Raw genomic sequence first — 18,811 nt, forward strand, 5'->3', positions numbered from 1 at the left:
CATGCCCGCCCGCCCCGCTTCTCCCATCGACCGACGGCGCTTCCTGACGGATGCGGCCCGCGCGGCGGCGGGCTGCGCGGTGGCGGGCACGCTCCTGGCGCTCTACGCCCGCGACGCCCGGGCGCTTCCGGCCGAGGCGCTGCGCCCGCCGGGGGCGCTGGCCGAAGACGACTTCCTGGGCGCCTGTATCCGCTGCGGCCTCTGCGTCCGGGCCTGCCCCTATGACACGCTCTCGCTGGCGGAACTGGGCGAGGGGCCGGCGACCGGCACGCCTTTCTTCACCGCCCGCGAGGTCCCCTGCGAGATGTGCGAGGACATCCCCTGCGTCGTGGCCTGCCCGACCGGCGCGCTCGACCCCGTCCTGACCGACATCGACGAGGCAAGGATGGGCGTGGCGGTGCTGGTCGATCAGGAGAACTGCCTGAACCTGCTCGGGCTGCGCTGCGACGTCTGCTACCGCGTCTGCCCGGCCATCGACGAGGCCATCACGCTGGAAAGCCGCCACAACGCCCGCTCGGGGCATCATGCGATGTTCCTGCCGACCGTCCATGCCGCACATTGCACGGGCTGCGGCAAGTGCGAGAACTCCTGCGTGCTGCCCGAGGCCGCCATCAAGGTCCTGCCCACCCGCCTGGCCCGGGCCACTCCGGCCGGGCACTACCGCCTCGGGTGGGAGGAGATGGAGAAGAAGGGAGCGCCCGTGGTCGAGGGGATCGTGGATCTTCCCGACCGCATGCCCGAGGCCGCACCGGAAACGGTGCCCGACTTCCAGCCCCTGATGACGCTTCCGGGGGGCAGGCCATGAGCATGCACCTCCCCGGCCGCGAAGCCACGATCCGCAAGGGTTGGATCCGCGCGCATCGCTGGCTGATCCTGCGGCGCTTGTCGCAGGCGGTCTTCCTCGGGCTGTTCCTCCTCGGCCCCTGGGCCGGGATCTGGTGGGTGAAGGGGAACCTGGCAGCTTCGACGACGCTCGACGTGCTGCCGCTGACCGATCCGCTGGTGCTGCTGCAAGGCCTCGCCGCCGGGCACTGGCCAGAAGCGACGGCGCTTCTGGGCGCGGGGATCGTGGCCGCCACCTATGCGCTGATCGGCGGGCGGACCTACTGCTCCTGGGTCTGCCCGGTGAACCCGGTGACGGATGCGGCCCACTGGCTTCACGCCCGGCTCGGCCTGCCGAAGGGCTGGCAGCCCAAGGCCTCCACCCGGCTCTGGCTGCTCGGCACCGCTATTGCCGTCTCGTCCCTGACCGGCATGATCGCATGGGAGCTGGTCAACCCGGTAACCATGCTGCAGCGCGGGATCGTCTTCGGAGTGGGCGCGGGCTGGGCGCTGGTCGTCGCGGTCTTTCTCTTCGACCTTCTCGTCGCCCGGCGCGGCTGGTGCGGGAGGCTCTGCCCCGTCGGCGCCTTCTACGGGCTCTTGGGGTCGAAGTCGCTGCTCCGCGTCTCGGCGGCGAATCGGGCCGCCTGCGACGATTGCATGGACTGCTTCGCGGTCTGTCCCGAGATGGCCGTCATCACACCCGCCCTGCGCGGCAAGACCGCCGACACGCCGATCATCCTGTCCGGTGACTGCACCAACTGCGGCCGCTGCATCGACGTCTGCGACCGCGACGTCTTCCGCTTCACCCACCGCTTCGACACGCGCCCCGCTCCGGGCCGCGACGCTGCCACCCCCTGCCCGGCCGGCCCCAGCCGCGCCACATGAGATCACGGAGACCCGCCATGAAACCGATCGCCTTCCTTGGCGCCCTCGCGCTTCCCGCAGCCCTTCTGGCGGGCCTTGCCCTCGCCCAGTCGCAGGTGCCGCCCCCTGCAGGAGTAGAAACCCTGCGCGGCGCCGACCCCGATCAGGAGATCGCGACCGCACCCATCTTTCATCAGGACAAGCAGCGCTTCGTCCGGAACTACCGCCTCCAGCCGCCGCTGATCCCGCATTCGATCGAGAAGTACCAGATCGACATGAAGGCGAATGAGTGCCTCGGATGCCACGAATGGCGCAACGCCGGTGACCGCGGCGCACCGACGCTGTCGATGACCCACTACCTGAGCCGCGACAGCGTCCAGTCCGACACCGTCGCGACCCGCCGCTGGTTCTGCAACCAGTGCCACGTTCCGCAGGCCGATGCACCGGCCCTGGTCGAGAACCTTTTCCAGCCTTCGGGCGAGTGAGCGCGGAGGACACGAGCGATGACCGACACTTCCCCCCGCCCCGGCCTGATCCGCCGGATCTGGCGCTTCTTTGCCTCGCCCTCCGGCATCTTCTCGCTGGGCCTGCTGCTCATTGCGGGCTTCGGGGCGGGCATCCTGTTCTGGGGTGGCTTCCACACCGCGCTCGAGATGACGAACCGCGAGGAATTCTGCGTCTCGTGCCACGAGATGAAGGACAACGTCTTCGTCGAATATCGCGAGTCGCCCCATCGCGGGAACGGCTCGGGCGTGCGGGCGACCTGCCCCGACTGCCACGTTCCGAAGGAGTGGGGGCCGAAGATGCTCCGCAAGATCAAGGCCTCGAAGGAACTCTACGGCCACTTCGTGTCCAAGTCGATCTGGACGCCCGAGAAGTTCGAGGAGCGCCGCATCGAGCTTGCCACCAACGAGTGGACGCGCATGAAGCGGAACGACAGCCAGGAATGCCGGAACTGCCACAACTTCGAGTTCATGGACTTCACCCTGCAGGAAAATCGCGCGGCGGCCGATCACCAGCGGGCGATGGACACGGGCAAGACCTGCATCGACTGCCACCAGGGGATCGCGCACGATCTGCCCGAAGGCGGGCTGGAGCGCTACCACGCGCTGGTTGAGGATCTCGAGCAACGCGGCATCATCCCGCCCGAGAACGTGGGTCCGGCGGCCGTTTCCGCCTTCCTGGACGAAACCGACTGATCCGCCGCAGGACCCTGCCTCCGGCCGACTTCCGGGCGGAGGCAGGCTGCGTGGACGTCAGCCATCGGCATCGCGCCGCCTCGGAGCAGGCGATGGCGGAACCGCAAGATGCGGGCGAAGTTGTCTCCGCGGAGTTTCATTCTTCGGAGATGCATCATGAAGAAGTTTTTCGTGCTTGTTCCCATCGTGGCCGTCCTCGCCGGCTGTGAGACGGCCGACCAGACCACCGCGGCAAGCGCCCTTGGCGGAGCGGCCCTCGGCGCGGCTGTTTCCAGCGACGACGACCGGGTGCAGGGCGCGGCGCTCGGCGCGGCCGCCGGCGCGGTCGCGGGCACCCTGATCGGGCCGACCGGCAGCGGGACCTGCTATTACCGCAACACCCGCGGCCAGCGCTTCACGGGCCCCTGCTGATCCCTAAGCGAACTCAGGTGACGGCTTGCGCATCAAGGGCCCGACCGGCGAGGTCGGGCCTTCTCCATGCGCACCTGCGTCAAGGCAGGATTTCGAACCGGTCAACGTCGACCATGCCCCGGTCGGTGATCTTCAGATGCGGGATCACCGGCAGCGCGAGGAAGGCCAGCTGCAGGAACGGCTCCTCGAGCGTGACCCCGAGGCTTCGCGCAGCCTCGCGCAATTTCACGAGCGCGTCGCGAACCTCCTCGAACGGGCGCAGGCTCATGAGTCCCCCGACCGGAAGGGCCAGTTCGGCCAGGATCTCGCCCTCGGCCGCCACCGCAAAGCCGCCCTCGATCTCGCGAAGCCGGTTCGCCGCCAGCGCCATGTCGGCGTAGTCCATGCCGACAACCGCGAGGTTGTGATGGTCGTGGCAGACGGTCGAGGCAATCGCCCCGCGGCGGATGCCGAAGCCGCGGACGAAGCCGGTGGCGCTTCCGCCCGTCAGGCCGTGCCGCTCGATCACGGCGATCCGGGCGAGGTCGCGCGATGCGTCAGGCCGCTTGTCGCCGTCCACGGGCTCGATCTCGACGGTCAGGTGTTCGGTGATGATCTTGCCGGGCAGGATGCCGATCACCGGCGTCTCGGCGCGGTTGCCCGGGCAGCGGAAGCTGGACGCCTCGACGGTCGCCACCTTCACCGAGGCGCGGGCAACAGGCTCCACCGATCCGCGGGCCTTGAAGGCCGCCTCGTCCGCCACGGTGCCGCCCGCCAGCACCAGCGCCGCACGGCAGTCCTCGAGCGAGTCGAGCACCACGACATCCGCGCGCTTGCCCGGAGCGATCAGGCCGCGGTCTCTCAGCCCGAAGGCCTCGGCCGCAGACAGGCTCGCCGCGCGATAGACGGCAAGCGGCGGCGCGCCGAGGTGAATGGCGGTGCGGATCATGTGATCGATATGCCCGTGCTCGGCGATGTCGAGCGGGTTCCGGTCGTCCGTGCAGAGGCAGAGATAGGGCGAATGCCGCTCGGTCAGGAGCGGCGCGAGGGCGTGCAGGTCCTTCGAGACCGACCCCTCGCGGATCAGCACCCGCATGCCCTTGCGCAGTTTTTCCAGCGCTTCCTCGGCGGTGGTGGCCTCGTGCTCGGTCCGGATGCCGGCCGCGATGTAGCCGTTCAGGTCCTTCCCCCGCAGGAGCGGCGCGTGGCCGTCGATGTGACGACCACGGAAGGCCTCGAGCTTGGCGAGGCAGCCGGCGTCCTTCATCAGCACGCCGGGGAAGTTCATGAACTCGGCCAGCCCGATCACCCGGGGATGATCCATCAGCGGCGCAAGATCGGCGGCTTCGAGCGCAGCCCCGGCGGTCTCCATGTGGGTCGAGGGCACGCAGGAGGAAAGCTGCATCCGCAGGTCCATCACGAGATGGGCCGAGGCCTCGAGGAAGTAGCGGATCCCCTCGAGCCCGCAGACATTGGCGATCTCGTGCGGGTCGCAGATCGCGGTGGTGATGCCCCGCGGCGTCACGCAGCGGTCGAACTCGAACGGCGTGACGAGCGAGCTTTCGACATGCAGATGCGTGTCGATGAAGCCCGGCACGAGGATCCGGCCCCGGCAGTCGATCTCGCGATGGCCGGTGTAGGTGCCGAAGGTTCCCACGATCCGGTCGCCGCAGATGGCCACGTCGGTCTGCACGAGCTCCCCGGTCACGAGGTCGAAGATCCGCCCGTCCTTCAGGACAAGATCCGCCGGGACGAGACCCCGGCCCTGGTCGATGAACTCGGATAGGCTGCGCCGCATGGGACCTCCTCTGCTGGTGCAAGAGAAGCCCAAGGCTGCAAGGCAGTCCAGCGGATTGCGTGGGACCGAGGGCCGGAACGCAAGGCAGAACCCGTCCGGAGCATTCGGCGAAGCGGCCGCACGACATCCGCGTGTGGCTCTCGGAAAAGGAGCGCGCGCGTGAGTCTTTCGCCCTTGCGCCTGACGGGCGGGGATGATCCTTCTGCCGCGCGTCATTCCGAGAGATTCCCATGCATCCGCTGCGCGGCATCGGCCTCAAGGTCGCCTCCGTCCTGATCTTCATCGTCATGTCCGCGCTCATCAAGGCGACCTCCGACCGGGTTCCGTCAGGCGAGGCGGTCTTCTTCCGCTCGTTCTTCGCCATGCCGGTGATCCTCGTCTGGCTCGCCTGGCGGCACGAGCTGCGCACCGGGCTGCGCGCGGTGAACCCGATGGGGCATGTCTGGCGCGGACTGGTGGGCACGATGGCCATGGGGCTGGGATTCGCCGGCCTCGCCTACCTGCCGCTGCCCGAGGTGACCGCACTCGGCTATGCCGCCCCCCTCCTCACCGTCATCTTCGCGGCGATGTTCCTGGGCGAGGAGGTGCGCGCCTTCCGGATCTCGGCCGTGGTCCTCGGCCTCGGGGGCGTGCTGATCGTGCTCTCGCCCCGCCTCACGGTGCTGTCGGGGGGCATGGGCCATCGCGAGGCCTTCGGGGCTGCGCTGGTGCTGGGCGGCGCGGTCTTTGCGGGGCTGGCACAGGTCTTCATCCGCAAGCTCGTCCGCACCGAGGCGACGGCGGCCATCGTCTTCTATTTCTCTCTGACGGCGACGCTCCTGTCCTTCGTCACCCTTCCCTTCGGCTGGGTGCGCCCGACGCCGACCGAGGCGGCGCTGCTGGTCAGCGCGGGCATACTTGGCGGGGTCGCGCAGATCCTGCTGACCTCGGCCTACCGCTTCGCCGATGCCTCGCTCATCGCGCCCTTCGACTATGCCTCGATGATCTTCGCCCTTCTGATCGGCTTCTTCGTCTTCGGCGAAATGCCGACGCTCGTCATGCTGGGCGGCGCGAGCCTCGTCGTCTGTGCCGGGATCCTGATCATCTGGCGCGAGCGGAGGCTGGGCCTCGAACGGGCGCGGCAGCGCAAGGTGACCACGCCGCAGGGCTAGAACCGGATGATCCGGTCAGCCTGCACCGAGCCGTGCAGAACGCGGCGGACGTTCGGAAGATCGTTCGAGGCCACCCAGACCGCGCCATCGGCCCTCGCTTCCCACCGGCCTAGCAGGCGCCGTTCCAGTTCCGCCTCGGGCACGTCGAGAAACATCGTCAGGTCGAAGAAGGGCCGCAGCCGCCGCCAGGGATCTTCGTCGAGCAGCAGGTAATTGCCCTCGACGATCAGGATGCGGTCCTCGTCGGTGACGACATCGGCCGCGGCGCGGGAGAGCTCCATCTCGCGGTCGAAGATGGGGATGGCGACCTCGCCCCCTGCCTTCAGCCGCTCCATGAGGTTGAGGAAACCCCAGCCGTCGAAGGTCTCGGGTGCGCCCTTCCGGTGCGAGAGGCCGCGCGCGGCCAGCACCCGGTCGTCGAAATGGAACCCGTCCATCGGCACGAGCCGCGCGCCGCGACCGAGCGCATGCACCAGGGCCGCGCCGAGGGTGGATTTTCCCGCCCCCGGTGGCCCCGCGAGCGCCGCGATGAAACGGCGCTTGCCGTCCGCCGCCCGCCCGATCTCCTGCGCGAGCGCCTCGGGTGTCATGCGAACTCGTTCATCTTTTCGGGCGCCATGGCACCCGTCATCAGCGCCACCGCGTCCGACATCGAATGGCGCTTGGGGTCGATCACGCAGAGCCTGCGGCCCAGCCTGTGGACATGCACCCTGTCGGCCACCTCGAACACATGCGGCATGTTGTGGCTGATGAGCACGATGGGCAGGCCCCGCCGCTTCACGTCGAGGATCAGCTCGAGCACGCGGCGACTCTCCTTCACGCCCAGCGCCGCGGTCGGCTCGTCCATGATGACGACCTTCGAGCCGAAGGCCGCGGCGCGCGCCACCGCCACGCCCTGCCGCTGCCCGCCCGAAAGCGTCTCGACCGCCTGCCCGATGTTCTGGATCGTCATCAGGCCGAGTTCGGTCAGCTTCTCGCGCGCCCTCCGCTCCATCTCGGCCCGGTCGAGGGCGCGGAACCACTTGCCCATGAACCCCGGCTTCCGGATCTCGCGGCCGAGGAACATGTTGTCGGCGATGGACAGCGCGGGCGAGAGCGCGAGGTTCTGGTAGACCGTCTCGATCCCCGCCTCGCGCGCATCGAGCGGCGAGTCGAACCTCATCGGGCGACCCTCGAGCTCGATTTCGCCCTCGTCCACCCGGATGGCGCCCGAGAGCGCCTTGATGAGCGAGGACTTCCCGGCCCCGTTGTCGCCGATCACCGCGAGGATCTCGCCCGGATAAAGGTCGAAGTCGCAGTGATTCAGCGCCGTCACGCGACCGTAGCGCTTCACGAGGCCACGGGCCTTCAGGATCGGTTCCATCACGCAGCCGCCTTTCTGATCCACTGGTCCACGGCCACGGCCGCGATGATGAGGATGCCGATGAGCAGGTAGGTCCACTGCGGGTCCGTCCCCATCAGCTTGAGCCCGAGCGAGAACACCCCCACGATCAGCGCCCCGAAGAGCATGCCGAGCACCGAGCCGCGGCCGCCGAAGAGGCTGATCCCCCCGATCACGACGGCGGTGATCGATTCGATGTTGGCGAACTGGCCGGCCGTGGGCGAGACCGATCCGAGACGGCCGATCATCACCCAGCCGGCCAGGGCGCAGATCAGCCCCGAGAGCGTGTAGACGGTGACGAGGACGCTTCTGGTCTGCACGCCGGCCAGTTCGGCCGCATCCGGGTCGTCGCCCACCGCATAGACATGGCGCCCCCAGGCGGTCTGGCGCAGCACATAGGCGATGACCAGCACCAGCAGGATCAGGAGCACGGCGCCATAGGTGAAGACCGCGCCACCGCGACCGGCCTCGTCTTCGCCGACCCGGAAGGTCGTGCCGAAGAACTGGAGGATGGGCGCCTCGTTCGAGATGTCCTGCGAGCGGATGGTCTCGTTCGCGGAGTAGAGGAAGTTCGCCGCCAGCACGATCTGCCACATGCCCAGCGTGACGATGAAGGGCGGAAGCTTCATCCGCGCCACCAGCGTGCCGTTGACGAAGCCGATGCCGGCGCCGACGGCAAGGCCGCAGAGCACCGAGAGCGGCGCCGGGATCCCGTAGCGGAAGGTGAACTGCCCCATGACGACCGAGGAGAGCACCATGATCGCACCCACCGAGAGGTCGATGCCTGCCGTCAGCACGACAAGGGTCTGCGCCGCGCCGACGATGCCCACGATCGCCACCTGCTGCAGGATCAGCGTCAGCGTGAAGGCCGAGAAGAACTTCTGGCCCAACAGCGCCCCGAAGATCGAGATCGACACGACCAGAACGATCAGGGGCACCAGCGAAGGCGTCTGGTGCAGGAGGTGACGCGCCTGCTGAACCGGCGACTTGCGCTGCTCGAACTCGGCCACGGACTCCGATCCGCGGTTCAACGCGGCCTCGTAGCCCTGCGGCCCATGGGTTTCCGTTGGCATTCCATGACCTCCCGCTTTGCCGCGCGGCCTGCCGCGCCCACCGGATCCGCACGGAGCGGCGCAGTCCGGATCCTTCCGCAGCCATGCTGCGCGCCCGTGGCGGAACCGGGGCTCATCGTCCGCCGGTCCCGCTTGATCAGGGTATTCCGCCGGTCAGTGCCGACGGCCCGACTGGCGACGGCAGGCGCGGCCCATGCCGCACCATCCACCGCCAGCCGATCTCATGTCAGCGCGCCCTGCTGCTCAGCCCCAGCAGAGTTCGGCACCCTTCGTGCTGTCGATGGACTCCACGCCCTCGGCGGGCTTGTCCGTCACCAGCGCCACGCCTGTATCGGTGAAATCCTTGCCTTCCGTCGTCGCGGGCTTGGTTCCATCCTTGGCGAAAGCTGCGATCGCCTCGACACCCAGCGCCGCCATCTGCAGCGGATATTGCTGAGAGGTCGCGCCGATCACCCCGTCCTTGACGTTCTGCACGCCCGGGCAGCCACCGTCGACCGAGACGATCAGCACGTCGGCCTCACGCCCGATGGACTTCAGCGCCTCGTAGGCGCCCGCCGCCGCCGGCTCGTTGATGGTGTGGACGAGGTTGATGGTCGGATCCTGCGCGAGCAGGCTTTCCATCGCGCGGCGGCCGCCTTCCTCGTTGCCCTGTGTCACCTCCTGGCCGACGATCCGAGGATCCTCCTCGTCGCCCCAGCGGTTCTCGTCGCCGAGTTCCACGCCGAAGCCCTGCAGGAAGCCCTGGTTGCGCAGGACGTCCACCGAAGGCTGGGACACGTCGAGGTTCAGGAGCGCGATCCGCGCATCCTCTGCCTCGTCGCCCATCTGCGCCTTGGCCCATTGCCCGATCAGCTCGCCCGCGAGGAAGTTGTCGGTGGCGAAGGTGCCGTCCGCCGCGTCGATCGGATCGAGCGGCGTGTCCAGCGCGATCACGAGGATGCCGGCGTCGCGCGCCTTCTGCACCGCCGGCACGATCCCCTTCGTGTCCGAGGCCGTAATGAGGATGCCCTTGGCCCCATCCGCAATGCAGGTCTCGATCGCGGCCACCTGGCTCTCGCTGTCGCCGTCGATGCGGCCCGCGTAGGACTTGAGGTTTATCCCCAGTTCCTCGGCCTTGGCGGTCGCGCCCTCCTTCATCTTCACGAAGAACGGGTTGGTGTCGGTCTTGGTGATGAGGCAGGCGTTGACCTGCTGTGCGAGCGCCGGGGCAGCCGACAGGGCGAGCGCCGCCGCACCCCCCATGAGGGCGATCTTGAAATTCGTCACGATGTCTCCTCCCAGAAGCGGGCCATTCTCCGCCCGCCGTTTCGCGTTGCGCAAGCGTTCCTCCCGCCGCGACCTCTTCAGGAAAACCGATTCCCCGCAGCCCGTCAATAAATAAATCATAGTGATTTAATATTGACAGGTGCCCTCTCTCGGCGCCCAATGTCCGGGGGCTCGCGTGACGGGCAGGGAGAACAAGGTGAGACAGGAACAGGAGACGGTGGAACGTCCGGCCGCGGGCGGGTCGCGACTGCGGGGATCGAACCAGAGCGGGATGCGGGCGCACAACGAGCGCCTCGTGCTGTCGCTCGTCCGGCGCGAGGGGGCGCTCGCCAAGTCCGACATCGCGCGGATGACCGGGCTGTCGGCGCAGACGGTGTCGGTCATCATGCGCGCACTCGAGCGCGACGGCCTGCTGTGTCGCGGCGAGCCGATCCGGGGACGCATCGGCCAGCCGTCCGTTCCCATGTCGCTCGCAGCCGACGGCGCCTATTTTCTCGGGCTCAAGATCGGACGCCGCTCGGCCGAGCTCGTGCTGATCGACTTTCTCGGCCGCCCGGTCGGTGCGCGGAGGAGGCTCTACCGCTACCCCACCCCGGACGAGGTGGTGTCCTTCACCACCGAGGCGCTTCCCCTGCTGACCGAGGGCCTGTCGCCTGAGGAGCGGTCCCGCGTGGGCGGCATGGGGATCGCGATGCCCTTCCAGCTCTGGAACTGGGTCCAGTATGTCGGCGCCCCGCAATCCGAGATGGATGCCTGGCGCACCCGCGACGTCCAGGCGGAGCTCGCGGCGCTGACGGGTCTGCCCGTTCATGTCCACAACGATGCCACCGCCGCCTGCGGCGCGGAACTCGTCTTCGGCACGGGAGAGCGGCCGAAGGACTTCCTCTACTTCTACTTCGCCTATTTCATCGGGGGCGGCCTCGTGCTTAACGGCCACCTCTTCGCGGGACGCACCGGCAATGCGGCGGGCGTCGGGCCGATGCCGGTTCCGGGGCGTGACGGGCAGATGAGGCGGCTGCTGAACGTGGCCTCGATGTCGGTCCTTGCCGAGGCGATGGAGAAGGCCGGCGAGAACGCGGCTGGCCTGTGGGAAGATCCCGATCGCTGGGACGTGAGCGAACCGATCCTGTCCGACTGGCTCGAGGGAGCGGCCGCCGGCCTCGCCTCGGCCATCCTCTCGGCCTCGGCCCTGGTCGAGATGGAGACGGTCATGATCGACGGCTGGATGCCGCCCGCGATCCGCGCCGAGATCGTGCGCCGCACCCGCGAGGCGCTGCACCGGCTCGACCTTTCGGGCATCGAGCCGCCGCGCATCCGGGAGGGCACGGTTGGCGCTCAGGCCCGTGCGCTCGGCGCGGCGGCCATCCCACTGTCGCAGCGATATCTGGTCGAGGCCTGGGGCGCCACGCCGGAAGGCTGAGTTTCAGCGCCTCTTCGGGTTGACTTGTGAAGAACAGAACACCAATTTGGCCTAAAACCACCCGAATGTGAAAGAAATTCATGACCTCGCGACGTTTCGCATCAGGAATGGAGGCGGCGGCGGCATGTCCCTCGCACTGATCGCCGCCCTCCCCTTCTTCGGGGCCTTGCTTCCGGGCCTCATGATCCGATCCAGCCGCACCGCCTGCGCCATCGTCACGGGCAGCGTCACCGCCCTCGCGCTTCTGATGCTGGGGCTTCACGCCCCGGCCGTGCTGCGCGGCGAGATCGTGCAGACCCGCATCGACTGGATGCCCGGCCTCGGTCTCAACGTGAATTTCTTTCTCGACGGGCTCGGGCTGCTCTTCGCGGGCATGATCCTGGGCATCGGCCTGCTGATCATCCTCTACGCCCGCTTTTATCTCTCGCGGCAGGACTCGATGGGGCAGTTCTACAGCTACCTCATGCTGTTCCAGGGCGCGATGGTTGGGATCGTCCTGTCGGACAACATCCTGCTGCTCCTGATCTTCTGGGAGCTGACCTCGCTCTCGTCCTTCCTGCTCATCGGCTACTGGAAGCACCTGCCCGCGGGCCGTCAGGGCGCGCGGATGGCGCTGACCGTCACCGGCATGGGCGGGCTTTCGATGATTGCGGGGATGCTGATCCTCGGCGACATCGCGGGAAGCTACGACCTGACCGTGATCCTTCAGGCGCGCGAGGCGATCCAGGCCTCCGAATGGTATCTGCCGGCGCTGGTGCTGATCCTGATCGGATGCTTCGCCAAGTCGGCGCAGTTTCCGTTCCACTTCTGGCTGCCGCATGCGATGGCCGCGCCCACGCCGGTCTCGGCCTACCTGCATTCGGCGACCATGGTGAAGGCGGGGCTCTTCCTCATGGCGCGGATGTGGCCGGCGCTGGCCGGCACGCCCGAGTGGTTCTACCTCGTCGCCACCACCGGCCTCGTGACGATGGTCGTCGCAGCCAAGATCGCGCTCTTCAAGGACGACCTGAAGGCGCTCCTCGCCTTCTCGACCGTGTCGCACCTGGGCCTCATCACGATGCTCCTGGGCTTCGGGACCAAGGCCGCCGCCATGGCCGCGATCTTCCACATCATCAACCACGCGACGTTCAAGGCCGCCCTCTTCATGACGGCGGGCATCGTCGATCACGAGGCGCACACGCGCGACCTCAAGCGCCTCGGCGGCCTGCGCAAGCTCATGCCGGTAACTTTCACCATCGCGACGATCGCGACGCTGTCCATGGCGGGCATCCCGCCGCTGAACGGGTTCCTGTCCAAGGAAATGATGCTCGAAGAGGCCTCCCATACCGTCTGGGCGGGACAGGCCTGGCTGATCCCGGTCTTCGCGACCCTCGGGGCCCTCTTCTCGGTGGCCTATTCACTGCGCTTCGTGGCCCACACGTTCCTCGGGCCGGTCCGCAAGGATTACCCGCACCACCCCCATGATCCGGGCTTCGGCATGTGGGCAGCGCCCGCCTTCCTCGCGCTGCTCGTCGTGGCCATCGGGCTCGCGCCCATGCCGGTCGCGGGCTGGCTGGTGGATGCTGCCGCAGGCGCCACCACCGGCGAGGCGGTCCACGCCCACATCTATCATTGGCACGGCCTCACCCCGGCGCTCTGGATGTCGGTCGCGGCGATCGGCGGCGGCCTCGTGCTGCTCGGCTTGCATGCTCCGCTGATGCGCGCCTGGCTCGCCACGCCACGTCCCGAGGCGAAGCGGATCTTCGACGGGATCGTGGAGCCTCTGGCGTCCGGCGCACGCGTCGTGATCGGCTCGTTGCATGACGGCGCGCTGAGCCGCTACTTCGCCATCGCGACCTTCGCCATCCTCGTGGCCGGAGGCTACGCCTTCCTGTCGGGCGGCCATTCCCCCGGGCTGCGGGCGCCGACGCCGGTCGAGGTCGTGCCGGTCGTGGCCTGGCTCCTGCTCATCGCCGCCACCGGTGCGCTGGTCCTCGTGCATCACAACCGGATCGTCGCGCTCGTGGTGCTCGGCGTGCTGGGGCTCGTGATCTCGATGGGCTTCGCCTATCTCTCGGCGCCGGACCTCGCGCTGACGCAGATCCTCGTCGAGGTGGCGACGGTCATGCTCCTGCTGCTCGCGCTGAACTTCCTGCCGAAGCGGACGCCCGTCGAACACTCGACGTCGCGCCGTCTGCGCGATGCCCTTCTTTCGGCAGGGGCGGGGCTGGGCGTCGGCGGGCTCATCTACATGATGATGATGCGCGACTTCGCCTTCCCGAGCATCGCGGGATACCACCTCGAGAACGCCAAGACCGGTGGCGGCGGCACCAACGTCGTCAACGTGATCCTCGTCGATTTCCGCGGCTACGACACCTTCGGAGAGATCACGGTGCTGGGGATCGCCGCTCTGGTGATCTTCGCCGTGACCGAGACGATCCTGCGGCCGGGACCAGCCAACAACCGCCTGCTGACCTGGGCGCAGGAGCATCGCCACGCCGGCGACCGCCACCCGCTGATGCTGGTCGTTGCCACACGGATGATGCTGCCGGTGGCGCTGGTGGTCGGCATCTACATCTTCCTGCGCGGCCACAACCTGCCGGGCGGCGGCTTCATCGCGGGCCTCGTCGTGGCGATTGCCGCGCTGATGCAGTACATGGCGTCAGGCTATGGATGGACAGCCGCGCGGAAGCGGTTCGAATACCACACGCTGATCGCGGCAGGGGTTCTGGTCGCCGCCGCGAGCGGGGTCGGGGCATGGTTCGCCGCGCGGCCCTTCCTGACCTCGGACTATGGCTATGTCCATCTTCCGCCACTCGAGGAGTTCGAACTGGCCACCGCCATGATCTTCGATACGGGCGTCTTCCTTGCCGTCCTGGGGGCGGTGCTGCTCGCCCTCGCCTCGATCTCGCGGATTGCCGTGCGGGCGGGCGAGGAGGTCTCGACAGCGCCCTATGACATCGACCTGCCGCGCGACGGGTACGGAGACCGCTGATGGAAATCCTCGTCGCATCCGCCGTGGGGACGCTGACCGCAGCCGGGGTTTACCTGATCCTGCGCCTTCGGACCTTTCCCGTCATCGTGGGCCTCGCCCTGCTGAGCTACGCCGTGAACGTCTTCATCTTCGCCTCCGGCCGGCTCGCGGTCGGACTGCCTCCCGTCCTGTCGAAGAACGCGACCGCCTATACCGACCCGCTGACGCAGGCACTTGTGCTGACCGCCATCGTGATCTCCTTCGGGATGACCGCCGTCATCGTGATGGTGGCGCTCGGCGCCTTCCTCGAGGCCGGAACGGACCGCATGGACAGCGACGACGAGGCCGGCCGATGAACCACTGGATCATCGCGCCCGTCGTCCTGCCGGCCATGCTCGCGCCATTGATCGTGCTGCTCATGCGCCACGATCTCCTGCTGCAGCGCGTCTTCTCGCTTGCCGGGACCGTCGCGCTCTGCGGCGTGGCGGCCATCCTGATGGCCACAGCGGCGAACAACCCGCCCGAGGCCTATTTCCTCGGCAACTGGCCCGCGCCTTTCGGCATCGTTCTGGTGCTCGACCGTCTGGCGGCGATCATGGTCGCGCTCACGGCCTTCCTCGCGCTGATGGTGCAGCTCTACGCCATCGGCACCGGCTGGGACCGGCGAGGCCAGCACTTCCACGCACTCTTCCAGTTCCAGCTCATGGGGATCTGCGGCGCCTTCCTCACCGGCGACGCGTTCAACCTCTTCGTCTTCTTCGAGGTGCTGCTGATCGCAAGCTACGGGCTGATGATCCACGGCGGGGGTCGCGTCCGCCTGCGCTCCGGCGTGCAATACGTGGCCTACAACCTCGTCGGCTCGACCCTCTTCCTCTTCGCGCTGGCCACGATCTACTCGGTTGCCGGTACGCTCAACCTGGCCGACCTCGCCCTGCGGGTCGAGACGCTGCCCGAGGGCGAGGCCGCGATCCTGCGCATCGCCGGCGTGCTGCTGCTGATCGTCTTCGCCATCAAGGGCGCGCTGGTGCCGTTCCAGTTCTGGCTGCCGGCCACCTATGCCTCGGCGCCGGGACCCGTGGCCGCCCTCTTTGCCGTCATGACCAAGGTCGGCGCCTATGCGGTGATCCGGGTCTTCAGCCTCGTCTTCCCGCCGCAGACGCCTGCCACCGGCAGCTTCTTCGCCGAGATCCTGCTGCCTGCCGCGCTCGTGACGCTGGTGATCGGGGCCTTCGGCGTGCTGGGCGCGGCGAGCCTCGGCCGTCTCGTGGCCTTCGCAGCCATCGCCTCGATGGGCACGCTCTTCACCGCCATCTCAGGCTTCCAGCCCGAGACAATGGCGGCGGCGCTCTTCTACCTCGTCCACTCCACCCTCGCCACGGCGGTGCTCTTCCTCGTGGCCGACCTCGTGCTCGCCCGGCGCGGGTCCGAGGATCTTGTCCAGCGGCGCCCGCCGATCGCGCAGGAGGGGCTTGTGGCATCGCTCTTCTTCCTTGGCGCCATCGCGCTGGCCGGGATGCCGCCGCTCTCGGGCTTCCTCGGCAAGCTTCAGATCCTCGACGCGATGCGCGGACCCGGCATGGTGGCGATCTGGGGCACGATCCTCGTCACCTCTCTCGTGATGATCGTCGGTTTCGCACGCGCGGGCAGCCTGCTGTTCTGGAAGTCGCACGAGACGCTCACCGAGCATGAGCCTCACCACCCTGAACCGCTGGCCTTCGTGGCGATAGGCGGCCTTGTCGCGGGGCTCGTGGCCCTCGTGCTGGCCGCGGGGCCCGTCGCGGAAAGCCTCGGATCCGTCGCTGCGGAACTCGCCGAGCGCACCCCCTACATCGCCTCCAACCGCCTGACGGAGCAACCGCTATGATCCGAAGGCTCTTTCCGCACCCGTGGCTGACCATCACGCTGATCGTCGCCTGGATGCTCCTCGTGAACAAGCTGGCGCTCGGCAGCTTCGTCTTCGCGGTCATCCTTGGCATCGTGATACCGCTGCTCGTCGCGCCCTACTGGCCGGGCCAGACAACGATCAAGAGCCCCCTCCGGCTGGCGGGATACGTGCTGCTGGTGATCTGGGACATCATCCAGGCCAATGTGGCGGTCGCGAAGATCGTGCTGTTCTACCGCGCCGAGAGCATCCGCTCGGCGTGGATTGCCGTCCCGATCGAACTGACCTCGCCCGAGGCGATTTCCCTGCTTGCCGGCACGATCACGCTCACCCCCGGCACGCTGGTCGCCGACGTCTCCGCCTGCGGTCGCGTGCTGCTCGTCCACTGCCTGCATGCGCCCGATCCGGACGCGGTGCGCAAGGAGATCAAGACCCGCTACGAGGCCCGATTGAAGAGGATCTTCGCATGATCTCGCTCGCCCTGACCTATGCGCTCGGCTGTTTCGGCCTCGCGCTGCTCTTCAACCTCGTGCGCCTGCTGCAGGGCCCGTCCATCGCGGACCGCATCCTCGCGCTCGACACGATGGTGATCAACATGATCGCGCTTGTCGTGCTCTACGGCATCCGCGGCGGCGCCACGATGACGTTCGAGGCGGCGCTCCTCTTCGCCATGACGGGGTTCGTCTCGACCGTGGCCTATGCCAAATTCGTCCTGCGCGGCAACATCATCGAGTGATCCCCATGGAAACCGCCTTCGAGATCATGATTTCCGCGCTGCTCGTCATCGGCGGCACCTTCGGCCTGATCGGCAGCTTCGGCCTCGTGCGCCTGCGCGACGCGGTGCAGCGCCTGCACGCGCCGACCAAGGCTACGACGGTGGGTGTCGGCGCAGCGCTCGTGGCCTCGGTGATCGACCTCTATCACTACCAGAACATGCTGACCTGGCAGGAACTGCTGGTCGCGGCCTTCCTCTTCGTCACGGCGCCGATCACCGCGCTCTTCCTGGGCAAGATCCACATGCACCAGTCGATCCCGCGCGAGGCGCTGCCCGACACCGGCACCCGGCGCGACTGGGCCACCTTCGACCCGACCTTCAAGGGGCCGGAGCCCAAACTGCCGGGAGATTGAGCGCCGCGCCCGCTCGGAGTGCAACTTAAGCATGCATCGGGCGCATACAGGCGGAGGCCTGTCTCTCACTCCGCTTGACCGGAGGCGGGCCGCGTGCTTGTGGAGCGAAGCTTGCGTGTCGCGGAAAGGTGCTCCCTCCAATGCTCGACCTGACGTCTCACTGGGCGGGGGTGCTGTCCCTCGTCATCTTCGTGATTGCCTACATCCTCGTCGTCTTCGAGGAAGCCACCCACATGCGGAAGTCCAAGCCCGTGATGCTGGCGGCGGGCCTCATCTGGCTGCTCATCGGCATCGCCTATGCGATGGCCGGCCACGGCGAGGAGACCTACGAGCTTTCCGCCCATATCATCGAGGAATACGGCGAGCTCTTCCTGTTCCTCCTCGTGGCGATCACCTACGTCAACACGCTCGAGGAGCGGCGCGGCTTCGAGGTCCTGCGGGCGAAGCTCGTGAACCTCGGTCTGAGCTACCGAAGCCTCTTCTGCCTGACCGGCGTGCTGGCCTTCGTCCTCTCGGGCATCCTCGACAACCTCACCACGGCGCTGGTGATGGGCACGGTCGTCATGGCACTGGGATCCCATTCGCCGCGCTTCGTGACCATCGGCTGCATCTCGATCGTGGTCGCGGCCAACGCCGGCGGGGCCTTCACGCCCTTCGGCGACATCACCACCCTGATGGTCTGGCAGAAGGGCAAGCTCGAGTTCTTCGAGTTCTTCGCGATCTTCTTCCCCTCGCTCCTGAACTGGCTGGTTCCCGCGGCGATCATGTTCTTCGCCGTCCCGAAGGGCTCGCCCGAGCCGCAGTCCGAGCGGGTCCGTGCCAAGCCCGGGGCCCTCGGCGTCGCCATCCTCTTCGGCCTGACGATCGCGACCGCGGTGAGCTTCAAGAACTTCCTCCACCTGCCGCCCGCGCTGGGGATGATGCTGGGCCTCGGCTATCTGCAGATCTGGTCCTACATCCTCAAGCAGAAGGGGACGCGGCGCCGCGACGACGACATGGTGCTCGAGAGCTTCCACCAGATCCAGCGGGTCGAGTGGGACACGCTCCTGTTCTTCTTCGGCATCATCTTCGCCGTCGGCGGGCTTGGCGTGCTGGGCTATCTGACGCTCGCCTCGCAGCTTCTCTACACCGACCTCGGCGCAACATCGGCCAACGTCATCATCGGCGCACTCTCGGCCATTGTGGACAATATCCCGCTCATGTTCGCGGTGCTGACGATGGATCCGGCGATGTCGCACGGTGAGTGGCTACTGATCACGCTGACCTGCGGCGTGGGCGGCTCGATGCTCTCGATCGGCTCGGCCGCCGGCGTGGCGCTGATGGGTCAGGCGAAGGGCGCCTATACCTTCATGGCGCACCTCAAGTGGACCTGGGCCATCGCCCTCGGCTACCTTGCCTCCATCGCGGCCCATCTGGTCATCAACGCGCACCACTTCTGAGACCGTCTTCCGCGTCCTTCGGGACGCGGATCCCTCGTCCCC

The 18,811-nt window shown here is 67.8% G+C and carries 19 protein-coding genes; 14 read left to right on the forward strand and 5 right to left on the reverse strand.

Translation table 11 applies throughout. From position 1 onward, the window contains the following. The first annotated feature begins 1 nt into the window (after window position 1). The 5 genes from napG (at window position 2) to ACTVZP_RS13475 (ending at window position 3,299) form a co-directional block, all read left to right on the forward strand. On the forward strand, window positions 2-805 hold the full coding sequence (gene napG, locus ACTVZP_RS13455; protein WP_443212661.1) for a ferredoxin-type protein NapG: 804 nt from the start codon (window positions 2-4) through the stop codon (window positions 803-805). Then, complete coding sequence (gene napH, locus ACTVZP_RS13460) at window positions 802-1,710, forward strand: quinol dehydrogenase ferredoxin subunit NapH (RefSeq protein ID WP_443212662.1); 909 nt, start codon at window positions 802-804, stop codon at window positions 1,708-1,710. Before napG ends, napH begins: the two co-directional genes overlap by 4 nt. Before the next feature lie 17 nt (window positions 1,711-1,727). Then, window positions 1,728-2,174, forward strand: coding sequence for a nitrate reductase cytochrome c-type subunit (locus ACTVZP_RS13465; RefSeq protein ID WP_443212663.1), 447 nt, complete (start codon window positions 1,728-1,730; stop codon window positions 2,172-2,174). A gap of 18 nt (window positions 2,175-2,192) precedes the next feature. Next, window positions 2,193-2,888 carry a NapC/NirT family cytochrome c gene (locus ACTVZP_RS13470; RefSeq protein WP_443212664.1) on the forward strand — a complete coding sequence of 232 codons (696 nt, stop codon included), beginning with the start codon at window positions 2,193-2,195 and terminating at the stop codon, window positions 2,886-2,888. Between the two features lie 156 nt (window positions 2,889-3,044). Continuing rightward, window positions 3,045-3,299 (forward strand): glycine zipper 2TM domain-containing protein, encoded by a 255-nt coding sequence (locus ACTVZP_RS13475; RefSeq protein WP_443212665.1) that lies wholly within the window; start codon window positions 3,045-3,047, stop codon window positions 3,297-3,299. Window positions 3,300-3,378: 79 nt separating this feature from the next. Here ACTVZP_RS13475 and ade read toward each other — a convergent pair whose 3' ends face one another. After that, a complete protein-coding gene (ade, locus tag ACTVZP_RS13480; RefSeq protein ID WP_443212666.1) occupies window positions 3,379-5,076 on the reverse strand; it encodes an adenine deaminase in 1,698 nt (565 codons plus the stop codon). Between the two features lie 230 nt (window positions 5,077-5,306). Here ade and ACTVZP_RS13485 point away from each other — a divergent pair, with 230 nt between their 5' ends. Beyond that, on the forward strand, window positions 5,307-6,227 hold the full coding sequence (locus ACTVZP_RS13485; RefSeq protein WP_443212667.1) for a DMT family transporter: 921 nt from the start codon (window positions 5,307-5,309) through the stop codon (window positions 6,225-6,227). Here the strand turns inward: ACTVZP_RS13485 and ACTVZP_RS13490 are convergent. The 4 genes from ACTVZP_RS13490 to ACTVZP_RS13505 form a co-directional block, all read right to left on the reverse strand. Next, a complete protein-coding gene (locus tag ACTVZP_RS13490; protein ID WP_443212668.1) occupies window positions 6,224-6,817 on the reverse strand; it encodes a nucleoside/nucleotide kinase family protein in 594 nt (197 codons plus the stop codon). The genes ACTVZP_RS13485 and ACTVZP_RS13490 overlap by 4 nt on opposite strands. After that, the gene (locus ACTVZP_RS13495; protein ID WP_443212669.1) at window positions 6,814-7,590 is read right to left on the reverse strand and encodes an ATP-binding cassette domain-containing protein; all 777 of its coding nucleotides are present in this window, start codon (window positions 7,588-7,590) and stop codon (window positions 6,814-6,816) included. Before ACTVZP_RS13495 ends, ACTVZP_RS13490 begins: the two co-directional genes overlap by 4 nt. Further along, window positions 7,590-8,681, reverse strand: coding sequence for an ABC transporter permease (locus ACTVZP_RS13500; RefSeq protein WP_443212670.1), 1,092 nt, complete (start codon window positions 8,679-8,681; stop codon window positions 7,590-7,592). The genes ACTVZP_RS13495 and ACTVZP_RS13500 overlap by 1 nt, the downstream gene beginning before the upstream one ends. A 243-nt stretch (window positions 8,682-8,924) precedes the next feature. Beyond that, window positions 8,925-9,947, reverse strand: coding sequence for a sugar ABC transporter substrate-binding protein (locus tag ACTVZP_RS13505; RefSeq protein ID WP_443212671.1), 1,023 nt, complete (start codon window positions 9,945-9,947; stop codon window positions 8,925-8,927). 196 nt (window positions 9,948-10,143) lie between these two features. Between ACTVZP_RS13505 and ACTVZP_RS13510 the strand changes: the two genes are divergently transcribed. The 8 genes from ACTVZP_RS13510 to nhaD all read left to right on the forward strand — a co-directional run bounded on the left by ACTVZP_RS13510 (window position 10,144) and on the right by nhaD (window position 18,769). After that, window positions 10,144-11,367 (forward strand): ROK family transcriptional regulator, encoded by a 1,224-nt coding sequence (locus ACTVZP_RS13510; RefSeq protein WP_443212672.1) that lies wholly within the window; start codon window positions 10,144-10,146, stop codon window positions 11,365-11,367. Window positions 11,368-11,491: 124 nt separating this feature from the next. Next, a complete protein-coding gene (locus tag ACTVZP_RS13515; protein ID WP_443212673.1) occupies window positions 11,492-14,341 on the forward strand; it encodes a monovalent cation/H+ antiporter subunit A in 2,850 nt (949 codons plus the stop codon). Continuing rightward, the gene (locus tag ACTVZP_RS13520) at window positions 14,341-14,676 is read left to right on the forward strand and encodes a Na+/H+ antiporter subunit C (RefSeq protein WP_443212674.1); all 336 of its coding nucleotides are present in this window, start codon (window positions 14,341-14,343) and stop codon (window positions 14,674-14,676) included. Before ACTVZP_RS13515 ends, ACTVZP_RS13520 begins: the two co-directional genes overlap by 1 nt. Continuing rightward, window positions 14,673-16,184: a monovalent cation/H+ antiporter subunit D gene (locus ACTVZP_RS13525; RefSeq protein ID WP_443212675.1), complete on the forward strand. Its 1,512-nt coding sequence runs from the start codon at window positions 14,673-14,675 to the stop codon at window positions 16,182-16,184. Before ACTVZP_RS13520 ends, ACTVZP_RS13525 begins: the two co-directional genes overlap by 4 nt. Next, window positions 16,181-16,672: a Na+/H+ antiporter subunit E gene (locus ACTVZP_RS13530; protein ID WP_443212676.1), complete on the forward strand. Its 492-nt coding sequence runs from the start codon at window positions 16,181-16,183 to the stop codon at window positions 16,670-16,672. Before ACTVZP_RS13525 ends, ACTVZP_RS13530 begins: the two co-directional genes overlap by 4 nt. After that, window positions 16,669-16,938 carry a K+/H+ antiporter subunit F gene (locus ACTVZP_RS13535; RefSeq protein ID WP_443212677.1) on the forward strand — a complete coding sequence of 90 codons (270 nt, stop codon included), beginning with the start codon at window positions 16,669-16,671 and terminating at the stop codon, window positions 16,936-16,938. The genes ACTVZP_RS13530 and ACTVZP_RS13535 overlap by 4 nt, the downstream gene beginning before the upstream one ends. 5 nt (window positions 16,939-16,943) lie before the next feature. Continuing rightward, a complete protein-coding gene (locus ACTVZP_RS13540; protein WP_443212678.1) occupies window positions 16,944-17,330 on the forward strand; it encodes a Na+/H+ antiporter subunit G in 387 nt (128 codons plus the stop codon). Between the two features lie 140 nt (window positions 17,331-17,470). After that, window positions 17,471-18,769 (forward strand): sodium:proton antiporter NhaD, encoded by a 1,299-nt coding sequence (nhaD, locus tag ACTVZP_RS13545; RefSeq protein WP_443212679.1) that lies wholly within the window; start codon window positions 17,471-17,473, stop codon window positions 18,767-18,769. The last annotated feature ends 42 nt before the right edge of the window (window positions 18,770-18,811 follow it).

Origin of the sequence: Rhodobacter sp. NSM (assembly GCF_052244495.1) — a bacterium.
Taxonomy (GTDB): domain Bacteria; phylum Pseudomonadota; class Alphaproteobacteria; order Rhodobacterales; family Rhodobacteraceae; genus Cereibacter_A.

Bases quoted from the DNA above. Each gene is read 5' to 3' on its own strand.
- ACTVZP_RS13540 (WP_443212678.1), top strand. From the start codon at position 16,944: ATGGAAACCGCCTTCGAGATCATGATTTCCGCGCTGCTCGTCATCGGC.
- ACTVZP_RS13525 (WP_443212675.1), top strand. From the start codon at position 14,673: ATGAACCACTGGATCATCGCGCCCGTCGTCCTGCCGGCCATGCTCGCG.
- ACTVZP_RS13470 (WP_443212664.1), top strand. From the start codon at position 2,193: ATGACCGACACTTCCCCCCGCCCCGGCCTGATCCGCCGGATCTGGCGC.
- ade (WP_443212666.1), bottom strand. From the start codon at position 5,076: ATGCGGCGCAGCCTATCCGAGTTCATCGACCAGGGCCGGGGTCTCGTC.
- ACTVZP_RS13485 (WP_443212667.1), top strand. From the start codon at position 5,307: ATGCATCCGCTGCGCGGCATCGGCCTCAAGGTCGCCTCCGTCCTGATC.
- ACTVZP_RS13515 (WP_443212673.1), top strand. From the start codon at position 11,492: ATGTCCCTCGCACTGATCGCCGCCCTCCCCTTCTTCGGGGCCTTGCTT.
- ACTVZP_RS13520 (WP_443212674.1), top strand. From the start codon at position 14,341: ATGGAAATCCTCGTCGCATCCGCCGTGGGGACGCTGACCGCAGCCGGG.
- napG (WP_443212661.1), top strand. From the start codon at position 2: ATGCCCGCCCGCCCCGCTTCTCCCATCGACCGACGGCGCTTCCTGACG.
- nhaD (WP_443212679.1), top strand. From the start codon at position 17,471: ATGCTCGACCTGACGTCTCACTGGGCGGGGGTGCTGTCCCTCGTCATC.
- ACTVZP_RS13500 (WP_443212670.1), bottom strand. From the start codon at position 8,681: ATGCCAACGGAAACCCATGGGCCGCAGGGCTACGAGGCCGCGTTGAAC.
- ACTVZP_RS13495 (WP_443212669.1), bottom strand. From the start codon at position 7,590: ATGGAACCGATCCTGAAGGCCCGTGGCCTCGTGAAGCGCTACGGTCGC.
- napH (WP_443212662.1), top strand. From the start codon at position 802: ATGAGCATGCACCTCCCCGGCCGCGAAGCCACGATCCGCAAGGGTTGG.
- ACTVZP_RS13465 (WP_443212663.1), top strand. From the start codon at position 1,728: ATGAAACCGATCGCCTTCCTTGGCGCCCTCGCGCTTCCCGCAGCCCTT.
- ACTVZP_RS13535 (WP_443212677.1), top strand. From the start codon at position 16,669: ATGATCTCGCTCGCCCTGACCTATGCGCTCGGCTGTTTCGGCCTCGCG.
- ACTVZP_RS13475 (WP_443212665.1), top strand. From the start codon at position 3,045: ATGAAGAAGTTTTTCGTGCTTGTTCCCATCGTGGCCGTCCTCGCCGGC.
- ACTVZP_RS13490 (WP_443212668.1), bottom strand. From the start codon at position 6,817: ATGACACCCGAGGCGCTCGCGCAGGAGATCGGGCGGGCGGCGGACGGC.
- ACTVZP_RS13530 (WP_443212676.1), top strand. From the start codon at position 16,181: ATGATCCGAAGGCTCTTTCCGCACCCGTGGCTGACCATCACGCTGATC.